Genomic DNA, 17,539 nt, shown 5'->3' with positions numbered 1-17,539 from the left:
GACCGGTCATCGACATGATCCATGTCTTTTGGTAGACATGTCGCATGTCGATCGAACTGAGGCGCCATCAGGTGCCCGTTGGTGAACTCTCCCTGCACGTCGTGGAATCCGGCGACCCCGACGGCCGCCCCTTCCTGCTGCTGCACGGCTGGCCCGAGTCCTCCCGCACCTGGCAGGGCGTGATGGCCGCGGCCGGCGACGAGGCCCGCCTGCTCGCCGTCGACCTGCCCGGCATCGGCCGCTCCACCGGCGGCGTCGGCGGCTCCAAGCGGCGGATCGCCGCCGCCGTACACGCGCTGATCGGCCAACTCGGCCTCACCGGAACCACGTTGGTCGGCCACGACGCCGGCGGCATGGCCGCGTACGCCTACCTGCGGGCCTTCGACGCCGTCGACCGGGTGGTGGTGATGAACACCGTGCTGCCCGGCGTCGCGCCCTGGGAGCAGGTGCTGGGCAACCCGTACATCTGGCACTTCGGCCTGCACGCCGTCCCCGACCTGCCCGAGACGCTGGTCGACGGCCGGCAGGAGGCCTACTTCGCGTACTTCTACCGGGTGCTGTCCGCCGACCCCGACCGGATCACCCCCGAATCGCGCGCCGACCAGGCCGCCGCCTACCGCGAACCCGGGCAGCTCACCGCCGGGTTCGACCTCTACCGGGCCTTCGGGCAGGACGCCCGCGACAACGCCGAATCCGCCGCCGCCGGGCCCGTCGACACCCCGCTGCTCTACCTGCGCGGCACCCGCGAACCCGTCGACCTCGACGCGTACGCCGCCGGCCTGCGGGCGGCCGGGGTGCGGGCGCTCAGCACCGGGCTGGTCGAGGGCGGCGGGCACTTCATGCAGGAGGAGCGGCCCGCCGAAGTCTGGCGGCTGATCCGGGAGTTCGCGGGCTGAACGGGCTGAACGGGCTGAACGGGCTGAGGGTGCTGAATTGATCGAACGGGCCGAACGGGCGTCAGGCGGCGCGCAGTTCGGCCGGGACGGCCGTGTGCAGGGCCGCCGCGAAGGCGGCCACGGCGGGATGGGCGGCGGCGCCCGCGCGGAAGGCGGTGCGGGTGCGGCGGTAGATCGGCAGGCGGGTCAGGGTGACGTTCGGGGGGCAGTGGCCGGTGCCCAGGTGGGGGACCAGGGCCACGCCCTGGCCGGCCGCCACCAGGGCGAGCTGGGCCGCGAAGTCGTCCACCCGGTGCCGGACCCGGGGGCTGAACCCGGCGGCCTGGCAGGCGCGTTCGGTCAGTTCGTGGCAGAGGGTGCCGGGCGGGGCGGTGATCCACGGGCTGTGCTGGTGGTCGGCGAGGGTGCCGGCGCTGCGGGCCGCCAGGTACATCGGCTCGGCGAACACCGGGCCGGTCAGCGCGATGCCCTCCGCCGGTTCGGCCGGCACCAGGTCGTACTCGTGCACCAGCGCCAGGTCCAGTTCGCCCGCGCGCAGCGCCGCCGCCACCGCGGCCGGGTCGACCTCGCTGACCATGGCCTCCAACTCGGGGTGCCGGGCGGCCAGTTCGGCCAGCGCGGCGGGGACCAGGGCGCGCACCGCGGACGGGTAGGCGCCGATCCGCAGCGGGCCGGCCAGGCCGCTGCGGGCGTGCGCCAGTTCGGCGTCCGCCCGCTCCAGCAGCTCCAGCACCGCCTCGGTGTGCCGCACCAGGTTCCGCCCGGCGGGGGTCAGCGCCACCCGCCGCCCGGTGCGCTCCAGCAGCGGCACCCCGGCCTCCCGTTCCAGCACCGACAGTTGCTGGGACACCGCCGAAGGACTGAACGCCAGGGCGTCCGCCACCGCCGCGATCGTCCCCAGGTGGGCCAGTTCGCGCAGCAGCCGCAGTCGTCGCACATCAAGCATCGGCTCAGCTTACGAGAAGCATCGGAAATGTGAACTGGACCCGCACGGTCGGCGCCCGGCACGCTTCCCCCATGGAACTCCACGGCATTCACGTCCCGCTGGTCACTCCGTTCACCGCCGACGGCGCCCTCGCCCTGGACGCGCTGGAGCAGCTGGCCCGCGACAGCCTGGACGCCGGCGCCGCCGGACTGGTCGCCCTCGGCACCACCGGCGAACCCGGATCCCTCACCGACGCCGAACAGGACGCGGTGGTCGAACTGTGCCGGCGCGTCACCACCGAGTACGGGGCCGTGCTGACGGTCGGCGCCGGGCACGGCGGCACCGCGCGCACCGCCGAGGCGCTGGCCCGGCTGGACGGGCGGGCGGACGCGGCACTGGTCGCCGTCCCGGCGTTCGTCCGTCCCGGCGAGGCCGGGGTGCTCGCGCACTTCCGGGAACTGGCCGCCACCAGCCCCGTGCCGCTGGTGATCTACCACATCCCGTACCGCACCGGGCAGCCGCTCGGCGCCGCCACGCTGCTGGAACTGCTGGCGCTGCCGCAGGTCGCGGGCCTCAAGTACGCCCCCGGCGGGATCGACGAGCAGGCCGTCGCGCTGCTGGGCGCCGAACCGCGCGGGGTGCTGGTCGGCGACGACCTGTTCCTGTCCCCGCTGCTCGCGCTCGGTGCCGACGGCGGCATCCTGGCCTCCGCACACCTGGAGACCGCCCGTTTCGTCGCCCTGCACCGGGCCTGGGCGGACGGTGACGTGCCGCTGGCCCGCAAGCTCGGCGCGGAGCTGGCCGAGGTGTCCCGGGCCGCGTTCGCCGGACCCAACCCGACCGCGCTCAAGGCGCTGCTGCACCGCGCCGGGCGCATCCCCACCCCGGCGGTGCGGCTGCCGCTGCTCGCGCACGGCTGAGATCCGCGCAGAATTTGCGGCCCGCGGGCGCCCCGACGAAAGGGATTGCCGCCTCGGACGGCAGGCGTTCACGCCTTGGGACGCCCCCGCGCGCACCCGCTCTGACAAGGCATGATGGCTTTGCACAACGTAGGAGGAGGAGACTCGGATGAAGGTCGGCATCGTAGGAGCCACCGGTCAGGTCGGCGGCGTGGTCCGCGAGATCCTGGCGGAGCGCAACTTTCCGGTCGAGCAGCTGCGGCTGTTCGCCTCGGCCCGCTCGGCCGGGCGCACGCTGCCCTGGAAGGACACCGAGGTCACCGTCGAGGACGCCACCACGGCCGACTACCGCGGTCTCGACATCGTGATCTTCTCCGCCGGCGGGTCCACCTCCAAGGCCCTCGCCCCGAAGGTCGCCGAGGCCGGAGCCGTCGTCATCGACAACTCCTCCGCCTGGCGCCGCGACCCCGAGGTCCCGCTGGTCGTCGCCGAGGTCAACCCCGAGGCGATCGCCGAGCGCCCCAAGGGCATCATCGCCAACCCGAACTGCACCACGATGGCCGCGATGCCCGTGCTGCGGCCGCTGCACGGCGAGTCCGAGCTGGTCTCGCTGGTGGTCTCCACCTACCAGGCGGTCTCCGGCTCCGGCCTGGCCGGCGTCTCCGAGCTGCACGAGCAGGCCCGCAAGGTCGTCGACGACGCCACCGCGCTGGTGCACGACGGCGCGGCCGTCGAGTTCCCCGCGCCGGGCGTCTACAAGCGTCCGATCGCGTTCAACGTGCTGCCGTTCGCCGGCGCGCTGGTGGACGACGGCAGCAACGAGACCGACGAGGAGCAGAAGCTCCGCCACGAGAGCCGCAAGATCCTCGGCATCCCCGAACTGAAGGTCTCCGGCACCTGCGTGCGCGTCCCGGTCTTCACCGGCCACTCGCTCCAGGTCAACGCCCGCTTCGCCCGCCCGCTCAGCCCCGAGCGCGCCACCGAGCTGCTGACCGACGCCCCCGGCGTCGTCCTCACCGACATCCCCACCCCGCTCCAGGCCGCCGGCCAGGACCCGAGCTACGTCGGCCGGATCCGGGTGGACGAGACCGTCGACAACGGCCTGTCGCTGTTCCTGTCCAACGACAACCTGCGCAAGGGTGCCGCGCTCAACGCGGTGCAGATCGCCGAACTGGTCGCCGCCGAACTGCGCGGCTGATCGGCAGAGCCACCAGGGGCGCCGGGGAACCTCCCCGGCGCCCCTTCGCGCTCATTGCCCGGGGTGCGCCTGTTTCGGGGTGACGGTGATCGGCAGCTCCGCCGAGGTCGCCGATCCCGTCCACTTGTCGCCCGCCGTGTACCACTGGTACGTGCCCGACATGCTGGCCTCGAGTCGTATCGACACCATGCCCTCGGCGTTGCTGTTGGTCGCCGTCAGCGTGGACCAGTTGTCCGAGCCGGTCGGGCGGAACTGCAGGTACACCGTCGTGCCGCGCTGCGGAATGTAGCCGCCCTCGTCCCACATGGTGCGCCGGAGCCGCGCCTGCAGCTGGATGCTCTGGCCGTCGACCGCCGTCGTGGGGCAGGACGCCTGGTCGAACTGCGCCGTCCGCTTCAGCGAGAAACCGCCCGCCGACTTCGACACGTAGCGGTCGCCGTCGTTGGCCTGGATCCGCAGGTCCACGAACCAGGTGCCGGCCTGGTCGTCGAACAGCACCCGGGAGGTCGCCGAGGCCGTCGCCTCGCCCGTGCAGCGGCTCACCGTGCCGGTGGCGTCCAGCGGGACGCAGCTCATCGGGCCGACCTTGAGGGTCGCGTAGTTCGGGCCCCACAGACCTATCGGATCGACAGTGCGGATGCCGGAACGGTCCGTCGCCGTCACCTCCACCGGGAAGGTCCGGGTCTCGGTCGGGCCGAGCTCGACCGTGCGGCCGCCGTTGACCACCACCGAGACCAGCGAGGTGTCCCCCTGGGAGGTCTCCGGAACGGTCGAGGGCACCAGGACGATGGCGACCGCTCCGATCACCGCCACTCCGCACAATGCCACTGCACTCTTCCGCACGGTGTCCCAGTATCCAGGGTCGCGAGCCGAACCGTTCGACGCGGTTCACCGAGCGAACGAAGGGGAAAGGTGTGCGCAACGGTGGGCCGGACCGCCGGGCGGCGTCCCCACCGCCGCGGCGCCGGGCCGAGGAGGAGGTGCCAGATGGACCGCTGCGTCGTCCTGGTCGACGCGGGCTACCTGCTGGGCGCCGCCGCCAGCCTGCTCGCGGGAGAACCCGGCCGGTCCCGGATCGCCGTCGACCACCCGGTGCTGATCGGCGCGCTGCGTGAACGCGCCGAGGAGGAGACCGGGCTGCCGCTGCTGCGGATCTACTGGTTCGACGCCGCCATCGACCGCAGACCCGCGCCCGAACACCGGCGCCTCAGAGTGCTGCCCCGGGTCACCGTCCGGCTCGGCGCGCTCACCCGCGCGGAGGGGCGCTGGGTGCAGAAGGGCGTGGACGCCGCGATGCACGCCGAACTCAGCGAACTCGCCCGCAACCACGCCTGCGCAGACGTGGTGCTGGTCACCGGCGACGGCGACCTGCTGCCCGGCGTCGCCTCCGCCAAGGAGCACGGCGTGGCCGTCCACCTGTGGGCGCTGGAGGCCGCCGACGGCGACTTCAACCAGTCCGAGGAACTCGTCGGCGAGGCCGACGAACGCCGGGTGCTCGACCGCGCCTGGATCGAACGCTGGGCCCGCCCCCGGGAGGCCGCCACCGAACCCGCTGTCGTCACCCCCGTCGTCGCGCCGGTCGCCGTGCTGCCCACCCCGCCCCGCCCGCGCGCCACCGCCCCCGCCGCCGCGGCCGCCCCCAGCGGGCGGACCGCCCCGTTACGGGTCATCCCCACCCCCAAGGACCTGGCCGGCCGCGCCCCCGTCCTCGCACCCGTGCCCGTACCACCGGCCGCCGCGCTCGGCGGGCCGGTGCTGCGCTGGTCCTCCGACCGCGGCTGGCTGGAGCGCACCGACACCACCGGCGCCGCCGACACCCTGCCCACCCTGGACCGCCTCACCACCGCCGCCCAGCGCTGGGCCGACCGCGAGGAGGACATCACCAGCGTCGGCGGCGACCCCCAGGAGGTCGGCCAGGTCTTCGCCCGCCGCTGGCTCGACCGCCTCGCCACCACCGACCGCCCCGCCCTGCTGTGGACCGACCACCCGCGGATCCCGCACCGCCTCGACGGCGAACTGCTGCGCTACGCCGCCCGGTTCGGCCTGCTCGCGCACAAGGAGGACCAGATCGACGAGCAGGACAGGTACGCGATCCGGGAGGGCTTCTGGAAGGAACTGGCCGCCCGCGTCCCCGACACCCGGCGTCCCGCGGAGGCACTGGAGGACAGCTGACCACCGCCGACGGCTGCTTTCGGTGTGACCCGCATGCCCGGAACGTCCCCCGCGGCGCGTAGAGTCTTCCGTCGTGAGCAAGGCACCTCAGGGCTGCTGCACCGTCAGCGGCCTGGTCAAGACCTATCGGGCGGGCGGCACCGAGGTCCTGGCCAACGACGGCATCGATCTCGCCGTCCGACGCGGCGAGATCTTCGGGCTGCTCGGACCCAACGGCGCCGGTAAGTCCACCCTGGTCCGCCAGCTCACCGGCCTGCTCCGCCCCGACGCCGGCACCATCGAGCTGCTCGGCCACGACATCGTCCGTCACCCCGAACGGGCCGCCCGGCTGCTCGGCTACCTCGGCCAGGAATCCACCGCCCTCGACGAGCTCACCGTCGCCCTCGCCGCCGAGACCACCGGCCGGCTGCGCGGCCTGTCCCGCGCCGCCGCCCGCGCCGAGACCGCCGAGGTGATCACCGAACTCGGCCTCGAACCGCTCGCCCACCGCCCGCTCGCCAAGCTCTCCGGCGGCCAGCGCCGCCTCGCCTGCTTCGCCGCCACCCTGGTCGGCGAACGCCCGCTGCTGGTGCTGGACGAGCCCACCACCGGCATGGACCCGGTCGCCCGCCGCGCCGTCTGGAGCGCCGTCGACCGCCGCCGCGCCGAGCGCGGCACCACCGTGCTGCTGGTCACCCACAACGTCATCGAGGCCGAGACCGTGCTCGACCGGGTCGCCGTGATCGACGGCGGCAAGGTCATCGCCTGCGACACCCCCGGCGGCCTCAAGGCCCTGGTCGACGGTCACGTCCGACTCGACCTGGTGTGGCGCCACGACGCCCCCACCGGCGTCCCCGCCGTCGCCGCGCTCGCCGAACGCGCCGAGCGCACCGGCCGCCGCTGGACCCTGCGCACCACCCCCGACGAGGCCCGCGAACTGGTCGCCGCCGTCACCACCGGCCCCGCCTTCGCCGCCCTCGACGACTTCACCCTCGCCACCCCCACCCTGGAGGACGCCTACCTCCGACTCGGCGGCCGGCACGAAGGACTCACCCGATGACCCTGCTCGACGCCCCCGCCGACACCGGCACCGGGCAGGCCGCCCCGCTGGCCCCCGCCGCCCGGCTGCTGCCGGCGCTGGCCGCCGTCTACCGCGCCCAGCTGGCCCGCGCCAAGGTCTCCCGGATCCCGCTGCTGTTCGTCGCGACCTTCCAGTCCATCGGCATCCTGGTGATGATGCGTGGCGTCGTCGACCCCGGCGACAATCCCTCCGCGCACGCCGTGGTGGCCGGCTCCGCCGTCCTGGTCGTCGCCTTCGTGGCACTCAACCTGCTCGCCCAGTACTTCGGCCGGCTCCGCCACACCGGCGGCCTCGACCACTACGCGACGCTGCCCGTCCCGCCCGCCTCCGTGGTGCTCGGCACGGCCGCCGCGTACGCCTCCTTCACCGTGCCCGGCGTGTTCGTCACCGCCGCCGCCGGCAGCTGGATGTTCGGGCTGCCGATGGGCCGGCTGTGGATCCTGTTCGCGGTGATCCCGCTGGCCGGCGCCGCGCTCGCCGGACTCGGCGCGGCGCTCGGGCTGCTCGCCCCCCGCCAGGAACTCGCCACCCTCGCCGGGCAGTTGGGCATGTCCGCGGCGCTGCTGCTGGGCGTCCTGCCGGCCTCCCGGCTGCCCGTCCCGGTGCAGTGGCTGCGCGACCTGCTGCCCTCCAGCTACGGCGTCGACGCCTTCGCCCTCACCTTCGCCCCGCACCCCGACTGGGCCCGCGTCCTGCTCGACCTCGGCGTCTGCGGCGCGGTCGGCCTCGGCTCGCTGACGCTCGCCACCTGGGCGTACCGGCGGGCCGCCCGCTAGCTCCTCCCCGGGGAACTTGCACCGCCGGGAGATCGACAGCGGCGGGGGCGGCCGTGGGACGATGGGGCCGTGACCGTACCGAACACACCTGCGGGTAACACGCCGCCCGGGGCGGACCCGTTCGCCCCGCCCCACCCGCACCAGCCGCCCGCCCCCGTCGAGCGGCCACCGGTCGGCCCCGAACTGCGGATCGGAGCGATCATCGCTGTCGCCGGAGCGGTCCTCGGCGTCGTGCTCGGCCTGCTCTGGCTCTGGCTCGCCCCCCGGATCGGGTTCGAGGTCCAGGACAACCGGATCCTCTACCGCGATCCCGAAGGCGAAGCCCAGATCGCCGCCGTCGGCGTCTTCTCCCTCCTCGGCCTCGCCCTCGGCGTCGCCACCGCCCTCGGCGCCTTCCTCTGGACCCGCGCCCGCGGCGGCGGCATCGCCGTCGCCGTCGGCCTCACCGTCGGCGGCCTCCTCGGCTCGGTCATCGGCTGGCAGCTCGGCACTCGGCTCGGCCCCACGACGGACCTGCGGGCGCACGCGCTGGCCGTCGGCAACGGCGGCACGTTCGACGGGCCGCTGGAGCTCACGGCGCACGGGGCGTTGCTGGTGTGGCCGATGACGGCGACGATCGTGCTGCTGGCGCTGTCGGCGACGTTCGGCAAGCGGGAGCCGGACCGGCCGCCGTACTGGGCGCAGCAGTAGCGGGTGCGAGGACAGGGGCGCGGGGAACTGCGCGACAAGCGCAAGTCACGTCCGCAAGGTCGCGATCACGTGCAGGTCATTGTCCTGCGTCGCGATCTTGCGGTTGGGTGCGTTCCCCTTCGCGCAGTTCCTCGCGCCCCTGATTTCGCCTGATCGCCCAAGTGACCGCGTTGGTGAGGCGGATCAGGTCCGCCGGGGCGAGTTCGATTTCCATGCCGCGCTTGCCTGCGGAGACGTAGATCGTGGGGTGGGTCAGGGCGGTGGTGTCGATGACGGTGCGGAGCTTCTTGCGCTGGCCGAGCGGGGAGATGCCGCCGAGGACGTAGCCGGTGGAGCGTTCGGCGGCGGTGGGGTCGGCCATGGTGGCGCGTTTCGCGCCGAGCGCGGTGGCGAGGGCCTTGAGGTCGAGTTGGCCGGAGACGGGGACGACGGCTACGGCGAGGGCGCCGTCGGTCTCGGCGAGGAGGGTCTTGAAGACGCGGGCCGGCGGCACGCCGAGGACTTCGGCGGCCTCCGCGCCGTAGGAGCTCGCGGCGGGGTCGTGGGCGTACTCGTGGACGGTGAACGGGACCGCGGCGGTGTCGAGGGCGACGGTCGCGGGGGTGCCGCCGGCGGTCTTCTTCTTGGCCATGGGTGGGGGTGTCCTCAGTTCGGGCTGAAGGCCTGGCGGGTGAGGTCGGTGGCGGGCAGGGACGGGAGTTTGGCGATCACCGCGCTCTCCTGGCGGAGCAGTTCGAGTTCGCGGGTGAGGCGCTGCGCGGTGTCGGGGCAGGCGAGGAGTTCCTGCTTGACGGCCACCGGCAGGGTGGTGGCGGCGGCGACCAGGTAGGAGAGCACCTGCGGGTCGTCGGGGAGCTCGGGTTCGCCGTTGAGGGTGGCTTCGCGGGCGCCGGCCAGTCGTTTCTGGTAGGTGCGGAAGGCGCGTTCGACGCCGGCGGCGAGTGCGCCGGAGCCCTCGCCGGGTTGTTCGGGCAGCATGGAGACGTCGCCGACGAGGTAGGGGCCGGTGGCGTCGATCGCGCGGAGCCGGAACCGGGTGGTGCCGGTGACGAGGAGTTCGTAGCGGCCCTCGGGCTGGTCGCGGACGGAGGCGACGTCGGCGACGCAGCCGACCGGGTGGAGGGCGTCCAGCGGGTCCTCGCCGGGGGCGCCGATGCCGTCCAACGGGCCTGCGGGCTCGTCGAGTTCGCGGACCGGAGCGACCTCGCGACCGTCCCGGAGGGCGATCACGCCGAAGCGGCGGGGTTCGTCCTCGGGCAGCTTCTTCAGGTCGGCGACCAGCCGGCGGTAGCGCTCCTCGAAGACGTGCAGGGGCAACACCAGTCCCGGGTACAGGACGGTGTTGAGCGGGAAGAGCGGGAGCCGATCAGTCACGGCGGACAGCGTAGTTCCCGTGGGGCCGCCGCCGCTCCGGACTTACCGGCTAGCCGCGCTGGAGGAGCCGGGTGACGCCGGCGACGGCGGTGGTGGCGAGGACCCAGCCGGTCAGGACCAGGGCGGTGGCGACCCACTGGCCGGGGCGGTCGGGGTTCCAGCCGGCCTGGCCGAGGTCGATCAGCGGGAGGACCTTGCCGGCGGCGTACAGGGCGGGGTTCCACATCACCTTTTCGTCGGGTTTGATCGGCTCGGGCGGGTGCTCCTGGAAGTAGATGGTGCCGAGCGCCCAGGCGAGGACCAGCCAGGTGGCGGCGCGGCCGGGGCGGTAGCCGTAGCCGACGGCGGCGTCCTGGAGGTGGCCCCAGAGCCGGCCGGGCAGCGGCAGGGTGGCGCGGCGGCGGCGCTGCTTGGCCAGCAGGACGGTGCGGGCGTCCTCGTCGGCGCCGTCGCGGCGCAGGGCGGCGGCGAGCTGCTCGTAGGCCTCGGGGCGGAACTCGGCGCCGGACTCCAGCCATTCGACGCGGCGTTCCAGCGGGAAGGGCTCGGCGGGGCGGAGCGATTCGTAGCTGAAGCCGGTGAGTGAGATGTGCCGGTCGGTGGGCCAGGCGCCGGGGGAGTCGACCAGGTTGCCGATCCGGGCGCGGTTGAGGCTGACGGTGCCGGTGGGCGGGGTTCGGCAGGTGAAGCGGAGCTCGGGGGTCTGGATCCGGTTGAGGGAGAGTTCCTGGTCGGGGCCGAGGTGGAACTCGGCGGCGGTGATCAGGCAGGCGTTGTCGAAGCGGGCGTCGGAGAGCCGGACCCGGCCCCAGGAGCGGAACGGGGTGTGGGTGACGTCCTCGTAGGCGGCGGTGGCGGGTTCGCCGTAGCCGGAGCCGTAGACGGTGCGGGAGCCGGTCCAGTCGGCGTCGGCGGAGCCGGACAGGTACAGGGTGTGGCCGATGGTGATCCGCGGGGCGTTGAGCGCGTTGGGGTTGACGGGCGAGGCCCGCAGGGTGGCGCCGCGCAGCGAGAGGCGGCCGCCGATCCGGGCCGAGCGCAGGCCCACCTCGCCGAGCACGTCGAGCCGTTCGGCCTCGCAGTCCTGGTTGACGCCGATCCCGTCGGCGGACAGCGAGCGCCCGAAGCTGTCGGGGCCGATGGCGGACTGGTTGAGCAGCAGGTCGGTGCCGATCCGGGCGTCGGTGAGCCGGACGCCGGCGGGTATGCCGCAGCGGGCCAGGTGCAGGTCGCCCTCGGTGGCGATCCGGGACGCCTCCAGCCGGGGGAGTGCGCAGGAGACCAGCCGCAGGGTGGCGGCGGAGGCCTCGGAGAGCAGCAGCTTGTGGTCGAAGCGGCACAGCCGCAGCTCGACGTAGCCGTCGATCCGGCCGCCGGCCAGGTCGAGCCGGCCGGTGATCCGGGCGCCGGTGAGCTTGAGCGAGGTGACCTTGCCGGGCGCGGGGGCGGGGCCGTGCAACAGCAGCCGGGCGATCACTTCGGCGCGGACGGTGCGCTCCGGCCCCCAGGGGGTGGAGTCGAACGGGTCGTCGGGGCCGCGGCTCTCGTCGTCCGGGCGGACGGCCTGCCCGGCGGGGGCGGGCCGGACCAGGTCGGTGCGGGGGTCGGAGCGGTCGGCCCGCAGGTCGTACACGTCGCCGTGGCGGAACGCCTCCCACAGCCCGCGCTCGGTGTCCGTCCAGTCGTCCGGTGCCTGATCCACCGCGCCCCCCGATGATCTTGTAGCCGTCTCACCTTTCGTATCACGGACTGAAATGCCCGGATGTCGTTTTTCGCCACTCCTTACACTTGGGCCTGTGATCTCTCGAATCGACCTCCGCGGCTCCGACCAGGACCCCCGCGACGTGCTGCCCCGTGCCGAGTTCGACGTGGAGGCCGCCCTTGAGAAGGTGCGGCCGATCGCGGAGGACGTACGCCATCGTGGCGTGGCGGCGTTGATAGAGATCACCGAGCGTTTCGACGGGGTGCGGCTGACGTCCACCCGTGTCCCGGCCGAGCAGATCGCCGAGGCCCTGGAGCAGCTCGACCCGAAGGTGCGCGCCGCGCTGGAGGAGTCGATCCGCCGGGCCCGCGCCGTCCACGGCGACCAGCGGCGCACCGGCCACACCACACAGGTGGTGCCGGGCGGCACCGTCACCCAGCGCTGGGTGCCGGTGGACCGGGTCGGCCTGTACGTGCCGGGCGGTCTGGCGGTCTACCCGTCCTCCGTTGTGATGAATGTGGTGCCCGCCCAGGAGGCCGGAGTGACCGGCATCGCCGTCACCTCGCCGCCGCAGAAGGCGTTCGGCGGCCGGGTGCACCCGACCATCCTGGCGGCGTGCGCGCTGCTCGGCGTGGACGAGGTGTACGCGGTGGGCGGCGCCCAGGCGGTGGCGATGTTCGCGCTCGGCACCGAGGAGTGCGCGCCCGTCAACCTGGTCACCGGCCCCGGCAACATCTACGTGGCGGCCGCCAAGCGGCTGTTCGCCGGCCGGATCGGCATCGACTCCGAGGCCGGCCCGACCGAGATCATGGTGCTCGCGGACGACACGGCGGACGCCGCCGAGGTCGCCGCCGACCTGATCAGCCAGGCCGAGCACGGCCCGACCTCCGGTTCGGTGCTGGTCACCGCCTCGGCGGAGCTGGCCGACGCGGTGGAGGCCGAGCTGAAGACCCAGGTCGCCCGCACCCGGCACTCCGAACGGGTGGCCGAGGCGCTTGGCGGCCCGCAGTCCGGCATCATCCTGGTCGACGACCTGGACCAGGGCCTGGCCGTCGTCAACGCGTACGCCGCCGAGCACCTGGAGATCCAGACCGCCGACCCGCACGCCGTCTCCGAGCGGGTGCGCAACGCCGGCGCGATCTTCCTCGGCCGCTTCACCCCCGTCTCGCTGGGCGACTACGCGGCCGGCTCCAACCACGTGCTGCCGACCGGCGGCTGCGCCTGCCACTCCTCGGGCCTGTCCGTGCAGACCTTCCTGCGCGGCGTCCAGGTCGTCGAGTACGACCGCCAGGCGCTGGCCGACATCGCCGCGCACGTGGTCAACCTGTCCGAGGCCGAGGACCTGCCCGGCCACGGCGATGCGATCAAGGCCCGATTCGAGTGGAGTGTCCCCAGCTCGTGACGAAGATCGACGACCTGCCCGTCCGGGACGAACTCCGCGGCCAGTCCCCTTACGGCGCACCGCAGTTGGACGTGCCCGTCCAGCTGAACACCAACGAGAACCCGTACCCGCTGCCCGAGCCCCTGGTGGCCCGGATCGCCGAGCGGGTCGCGGACGCCGCCCGGCAGCTCAACCGCTACCCGGACCGGGACGCGGTCGAGCTGCGCACCGGCCTGGCGGCGTACCTGAGCCGCACCACCGGCCACGCCGTGACGAAGGACCAGGTGTGGGCCGCCAACGGCTCCAACGAGGTGCTCCAGCAGCTGCTGCAGACCTTCGGCGGGCCCGGCCGCACCGCGATCGGCTTCGAGCCCTCGTACTCGATGCACGCGCTGATCGCCCGCGGCACCGGCACCGCCTGGGTCTCCGGCCCGCGCAACGAGGACTTCACCATCGACCTGGACGCGGCCCGCGCGGCGATCGCCGAGCTGCGCCCGGACGTGGTGTTCATCTGCTCGCCGAACAATCCGACCGGCACCGCCGTCGAGGCCGACACGGTGCTCGCGCTGTACGAGGCCGCGCAGGCCGCCAAGCCGAGCATGGTGGTGGTGGACGAGGCGTACGTCGAGTTCTCGCACCGCGCCTCGCTGCTGCCGCTGCTGGCCGGCCGCCCCAATCTGGTGGTCTCGCGCACCATGTCGAAGGCGTTCGGCGCGGCCGGGCTGCGGCTCGGCTACCTGGCCGCCGATCCGGCCGTGGTGGACGCGGTGCAGCTGGTCCGGCTGCCGTACCACCTGTCGGCGGTCACCCAGGCGACGGCGCTGGCCTGCCTGGAGCACACCGACACGCTGCTCGGCTACGTCGCGCAGCTGAAGTCCGAGCGTGACCGGCTGGTGGTCGCGCTGCGCGAGCTCGGCCTCGAAGTGACCGACTCGGACGCCAACTTCATCCAGTTCGGCCGCTTCGCCGACACCCACGCGGTGTGGCAGGCGATCCTCGACCAGGGCGTGCTGGTCCGCGACAACGGCGTGCCCGGCTGGCTGCGCGTCACCGCCGGAACGCCCGCCGAGAACGACGCCTTCCTCGGCGCCGTCGCCAATGTGATCAAGGAGCTGTAACCCCGCAATGTCCCGTATCGGCCGCGTCGAACGCACCACCAAGGAGACTTCCGTCCTGGTCGAGATCGACCTCGACGGAACCGGCAGGACGGACGTCTCCACGGGCGTCGGGTTCTACGACCACATGCTCGACCAGCTCGGCCGCCACGGCCTCTTCGACCTCACCGTGAAGACCGACGGCGACCTGCACATCGACACCCACCACACCATCGAGGACACCGCGCTCGCCCTCGGCGCCGCCTTCCGGCAGGCGCTCGGCGACAAGGTCGGCATCTACCGGTTCGGTAACTGCACCGTCCCGCTGGACGAGTCGCTGGCGCAGGTCACCGTCGACCTGTCGGGCCGCCCGTACCTGGTGCACACCGAGCCCGAGGGCATGGCCCCGATGATCGGCTCGTACGACACCACGATGACCCGGCACATCTTGGAGTCCTTCGTCGCACAGGCCCAGATCGCCCTGCACGTGCACGTGCCGTACGGCCGCAACGCGCACCACATCGTGGAGTGCCAGTTCAAGGCGCTCGCCCGGGCGCTGCGCTACGCCTCCGAGCGGGACCCGCGCGCCGAAGGCATCCTCCCATCCACGAAGGGTGCCCTCTGATGGCATCGGTAATGATCTTCCTCGGCCTCTTCTTCGCCGCCGGCGTCTACTCGTTCTGGAAGCAGGACAAGCCGAAGAGCGTGATCGTCGTCCTCGGCTTCGCCTCGGCCATGCTGCTGGCCGCCGGCATCCTGCGCTACTAGGAGTTTCGCGACATGAGCAAGAACGTGGTGGTGCTGGACTACGGCTCCGGCAACCTGCGCTCCGCCCAGCGCGCCGTCGAACGGACCGGCGCCAACGTCACCGTCACCTCCAACTTCCAGCAGGCGCTGGACGCGGACGGCCTGCTGGTGCCCGGCGTCGGAGCCTTCGAGGCGTGCATGCGCGGCCTGAAGGCGGTGCGCGGCGAGCAGATCATCGGCCGCCGGCTGGCCGGTGGCCGCCCGGTGCTGGGGATCTGCGTCGGCATGCAGATCCTGTTCGAGAAGGGTGTCGAGCACGGCATCGAGACCGAGGGCTGCGACGAGTGGCCCGGCGTGGTCGAGCCGCTGGACGCGCCGGTCGTCCCGCACATGGGCTGGAACACCGTCGACGCCGCCGCGGACAGCCGGATGTTCGCCGGGATGGACGCCGACACCCGGTTCTACTTCGTGCACTCCTACGGCGTGCGGCACTGGCTGCTGGAGACCCACTCCGAGAAGATCCGCGCCCCCAAGGTGACCTGGGCCACCCACGGGCAGCCGTTCGTCGCCGCGGTGGAGAACGGCCCGCTATGGGCCACCCAGTTCCACCCCGAGAAGTCCGGCGACGCCGGCGCCGCCCTGCTGACCAACTGGGTCGACACCCTCTGACGCCCTCCGACTTGGGAGACCAACGGATCATGACCAACCGCCTCGAACTGCTGCCCGCCGTCGACGTCCGCGACGGGCAGGCCGTCCGCCTGGTCAAGGGCGCCTCCGGCACCGAGACCTCCTTCGGCGAGCCGCTCGCCGCCGCCCTGGCCTGGCAGAACGCCGGCGCCGAGTGGCTGCACCTGGTCGACCTGGACGCCGCGTTCGGCACCGGCAGCAACCGCGACCTGCTCCGCGAGGTCACCGGCCGGCTCGACATCAAGGTCGAGCTGTCCGGCGGCATCCGCGACGACGAGTCGCTGGCCGCCGCGCTCGCCACCGGTTGCACCCGGGTCAACCTCGGCACCGCCGCCCTGGAGAGCCCCGAGTGGGTCGCCAAGGTGATCGCCGAGCACGGCGACAAGATCGCCGTCGGCCTCGACGTGGTCGGCACCACCCTGCGCGGCCGCGGCTGGACCCGCGACGGCGGCCAGCTGTTCGACGTCCTGGCCCGCCTGGACTCCGAGGGCTGCGCCCGCTACGTGGTCACCGACGTCAACCGCGACGGCACCCTGACCGGCCCCAACCTCCAGCTGCTGCGCGACGTCTGCGCCGCCACCGACCGCCCCGTGGTCGCCTCCGGCGGCGTGTCGTCGCTGGACGACCTGCGCGCGATCGCCACCCTGGTGCCGGAGGGCGTCGAGGGCTCGATCGTCGGCAAGGCCCTCTACGAGCAGAAGTTCACCCTCGAAGAGGCCCTGGAGGCTGTGTCCCGATGACCGACGAAACCCCGGCCGCCGACGCCCCCCAGTCCGAAGCGTCCTCCCGGGAGGACGCGTACGGACACTCCCGGGCAGTGGTGGCCGGGGACTTCGTCCTGGTCGCGGGCTGCACCGCCTTCGACGACAAGGTCGCCATGGTCGAGGGCGACCCGTACGAGCAGACGATCGCCGCCTTCAAGGTGGCCTTCGAGGCGCTCGACCGCTACGGACTCACCGCCGCCGACGTGGTCCGCACCCGGATGTACCTCACCCACGTCCGGGACTGCGACGAGGTCGGCCGCGCCCACAAGGAACTCTTCGACCAGGTCCGGCCGGTCACCACGATGGTGGTCGTGCAGGGCCTGACCGACTCCCGGATGATGGTCGAGGTCGAGCTGGAGGCCCACCGCCCCGGCCTGGCCCGCACTTTGGAAGGCAAGCAGCCGTGACACTCGCAGTACGCGTGATCCCCTGTCTGGACGTGGACGCCGGACGCGTCGTCAAGGGCGTCAACTTCCAGAACCTGCGCGACGCCGGCGACCCGGTCGAACTCGCCAAGCTCTACGACGCCCAGGGCGCCGACGAGTTGACCTTCCTCGACATCACCGCCTCGTCCGGCTCCCGGGAGACCACCTACGACGTGGTCCGCCGCACCGCCGAGCAGGTGTTCATCCCGCTCACCGTCGGCGGCGGCGTGCGCACCACCGAGGACGTCGACAAGCTGCTGCGGGCCGGCGCCGACAAGGTCGGCGTCAACACCGCGGCGATCGCCCGCCCCGAACTGATCCGCGAGATCGCCCGGCGCTTCGGCCGCCAGGTGCTGGTCCTGTCGGTCGACGCCCGGCGCTGCCCCGAGGGCACCCAGACCGCCTCCGGCTTCGAGGTCACCACCCACGGCGGCCGCCAGGGCACCGGCCTGGACGCCGTCGAATGGGCGGTGCGGGCCGCCGAACTCGGCGCCGGCGAGATCCTGCTGAACTCGATGGACGCCGACGGCACCAAGGACGGCTACGACCTGGAGATGATCGGCGCCGTCCGAAAGGCCGTCTCGCTGCCCGTCATCGCCTCCGGCGGGGCCGGCAAGCTCGCCGACTTCGCACCCGCCGTCGACGCCGGCGCCGACGCCGTGCTCGCCGCCAGCGTCTTCCACTTCGGCGACCTGACGATCGGCCAGGTCAAGGACGAACTCCGGACCACCGGCCACCCCGTCCGCTGA

Annotated in this window: 20 protein-coding genes; 15 read left to right on the top strand and 5 right to left on the bottom strand. The window is 73.2% G+C overall.

Annotated elements, in window-relative coordinates; all coding sequences use genetic code 11:
- Positions 1–44 precede the first annotated feature (44 nt).
- Complete coding sequence (locus ACFYS8_RS28015) at positions 45–896, top strand: alpha/beta fold hydrolase (RefSeq protein ID WP_387645900.1); 852 nt, start codon at positions 45–47, stop codon at positions 894–896.
- 61 nt (positions 897–957) lie between these two features.
- On the opposite strand, the gene ACFYS8_RS28010 is transcribed toward ACFYS8_RS28015, so the two are convergent.
- On the bottom strand, positions 958–1,842 hold the full coding sequence (locus tag ACFYS8_RS28010) for a LysR substrate-binding domain-containing protein (RefSeq protein WP_387645898.1): 885 nt from the start codon (positions 1,840–1,842) through the stop codon (positions 958–960).
- 29 nt (positions 1,843–1,871) lie between these two features.
- On the opposite strand from ACFYS8_RS28010, the gene ACFYS8_RS28005 reads away from it, so the two are divergent.
- Entirely contained in the window at positions 1,872–2,741 is an 870-nt protein-coding gene (locus tag ACFYS8_RS28005) for a dihydrodipicolinate synthase family protein (protein WP_387645896.1), read from the top strand.
- Between the two features lie 148 nt (positions 2,742–2,889).
- Positions 2,890–3,918 carry an aspartate-semialdehyde dehydrogenase gene (locus ACFYS8_RS28000; protein WP_387645893.1) on the top strand — a complete coding sequence of 343 codons (1,029 nt, stop codon included), beginning with the start codon at positions 2,890–2,892 and terminating at the stop codon, positions 3,916–3,918.
- A 51-nt stretch (positions 3,919–3,969) separates the two neighbouring features.
- On the opposite strand, the gene ACFYS8_RS27995 is transcribed toward ACFYS8_RS28000, so the two are convergent.
- A complete protein-coding gene (locus ACFYS8_RS27995; protein WP_387645890.1) occupies positions 3,970–4,725 on the bottom strand; it encodes a hypothetical protein in 756 nt (251 codons plus the stop codon).
- 180 nt (positions 4,726–4,905) lie between these two features.
- Here ACFYS8_RS27995 and ACFYS8_RS27990 point away from each other — a divergent pair, with 180 nt between their 5' ends.
- From ACFYS8_RS27990 to ACFYS8_RS27975, 4 genes are all read left to right on the top strand, one after another.
- Positions 4,906–6,090 (top strand): NYN domain-containing protein, encoded by a 1,185-nt coding sequence (locus ACFYS8_RS27990; protein ID WP_387645888.1) that lies wholly within the window; start codon positions 4,906–4,908, stop codon positions 6,088–6,090.
- Positions 6,091–6,163: 73 nt separating this feature from the next.
- Positions 6,164–7,129, top strand: a complete 966-nt coding sequence (locus tag ACFYS8_RS27985; protein ID WP_387645886.1) for an ABC transporter ATP-binding protein — start codon at positions 6,164–6,166, stop codon at positions 7,127–7,129.
- Positions 7,126–7,926, top strand: coding sequence for an ABC transporter permease (locus ACFYS8_RS27980; RefSeq protein ID WP_387645883.1), 801 nt, complete (start codon positions 7,126–7,128; stop codon positions 7,924–7,926). Before ACFYS8_RS27985 ends, ACFYS8_RS27980 begins: the two co-directional genes overlap by 4 nt.
- Before the next feature lie 69 nt (positions 7,927–7,995).
- Entirely contained in the window at positions 7,996–8,616 is a 621-nt protein-coding gene (locus ACFYS8_RS27975) for a hypothetical protein (RefSeq protein ID WP_387645881.1), read from the top strand.
- Between the two features lie 76 nt (positions 8,617–8,692).
- On the opposite strand, the gene ybaK is transcribed toward ACFYS8_RS27975, so the two are convergent.
- From ybaK to ACFYS8_RS27960, 3 genes are read right to left on the bottom strand one after another with little or no spacing between them, the layout of a single operon-like run.
- On the bottom strand, positions 8,693–9,247 hold the full coding sequence (ybaK, locus tag ACFYS8_RS27970; protein WP_387645878.1) for a Cys-tRNA(Pro) deacylase: 555 nt from the start codon (positions 9,245–9,247) through the stop codon (positions 8,693–8,695).
- Positions 9,248–9,261: 14 nt separating this feature from the next.
- Entirely contained in the window at positions 9,262–9,990 is a 729-nt protein-coding gene (locus tag ACFYS8_RS27965; protein ID WP_387645876.1) for an LON peptidase substrate-binding domain-containing protein, read from the bottom strand.
- Between the two features lie 49 nt (positions 9,991–10,039).
- Positions 10,040–11,692, bottom strand: a complete 1,653-nt coding sequence (locus ACFYS8_RS27960; protein WP_387645874.1) for an oxidoreductase — start codon at positions 11,690–11,692, stop codon at positions 10,040–10,042.
- Between the two features lie 94 nt (positions 11,693–11,786).
- Between ACFYS8_RS27960 and hisD the strand changes: the two genes are divergently transcribed.
- Genes hisD through hisF form a run of 8 tightly spaced genes read left to right on the top strand, consistent with a single transcriptional unit; the run spans position 11,787 to position 17,539 of the window.
- Complete coding sequence (gene hisD, locus ACFYS8_RS27955) at positions 11,787–13,094, top strand: histidinol dehydrogenase (RefSeq protein WP_387645871.1); 1,308 nt, start codon at positions 11,787–11,789, stop codon at positions 13,092–13,094.
- On the top strand, positions 13,091–14,191 hold the full coding sequence (locus ACFYS8_RS27950) for a histidinol-phosphate transaminase (RefSeq protein ID WP_387645869.1): 1,101 nt from the start codon (positions 13,091–13,093) through the stop codon (positions 14,189–14,191). The genes hisD and ACFYS8_RS27950 overlap by 4 nt, the downstream gene beginning before the upstream one ends.
- Positions 14,192–14,198: 7 nt before the next feature.
- A complete protein-coding gene (hisB, locus tag ACFYS8_RS27945) occupies positions 14,199–14,792 on the top strand; it encodes an imidazoleglycerol-phosphate dehydratase HisB (protein WP_387645867.1) in 594 nt (197 codons plus the stop codon).
- Positions 14,792–14,935, top strand: coding sequence for a hypothetical protein (locus ACFYS8_RS27940; RefSeq protein ID WP_387645865.1), 144 nt, complete (start codon positions 14,792–14,794; stop codon positions 14,933–14,935). Before hisB ends, ACFYS8_RS27940 begins: the two co-directional genes overlap by 1 nt.
- 12 nt (positions 14,936–14,947) lie before the next feature.
- Positions 14,948–15,583: an imidazole glycerol phosphate synthase subunit HisH gene (gene hisH / locus ACFYS8_RS27935; protein WP_387645862.1), complete on the top strand. Its 636-nt coding sequence runs from the start codon at positions 14,948–14,950 to the stop codon at positions 15,581–15,583.
- Positions 15,584–15,612: 29 nt separating this feature from the next.
- Positions 15,613–16,341, top strand: coding sequence for a bifunctional 1-(5-phosphoribosyl)-5-((5-phosphoribosylamino)methylideneamino)imidazole-4-carboxamide isomerase/phosphoribosylanthranilate isomerase PriA (gene priA, locus ACFYS8_RS27930; protein ID WP_035861549.1), 729 nt, complete (start codon positions 15,613–15,615; stop codon positions 16,339–16,341).
- A complete protein-coding gene (locus ACFYS8_RS27925) occupies positions 16,338–16,772 on the top strand; it encodes a RidA family protein (protein WP_387645859.1) in 435 nt (144 codons plus the stop codon). Before priA ends, ACFYS8_RS27925 begins: the two co-directional genes overlap by 4 nt.
- Positions 16,769–17,539 carry an imidazole glycerol phosphate synthase subunit HisF gene (gene hisF, locus ACFYS8_RS27920; protein ID WP_387645857.1) on the top strand — a complete coding sequence of 257 codons (771 nt, stop codon included), beginning with the start codon at positions 16,769–16,771 and terminating at the stop codon, positions 17,537–17,539. The genes ACFYS8_RS27925 and hisF overlap by 4 nt, the downstream gene beginning before the upstream one ends.

The organism is Kitasatospora sp. NPDC004615 (genome assembly GCF_042873545.1).
Taxonomy (GTDB): Bacteria; Actinomycetota; Actinomycetes; order Streptomycetales; family Streptomycetaceae; genus Kitasatospora.
This window is presented reverse-complemented; position numbering and strand designations above follow the sequence as displayed.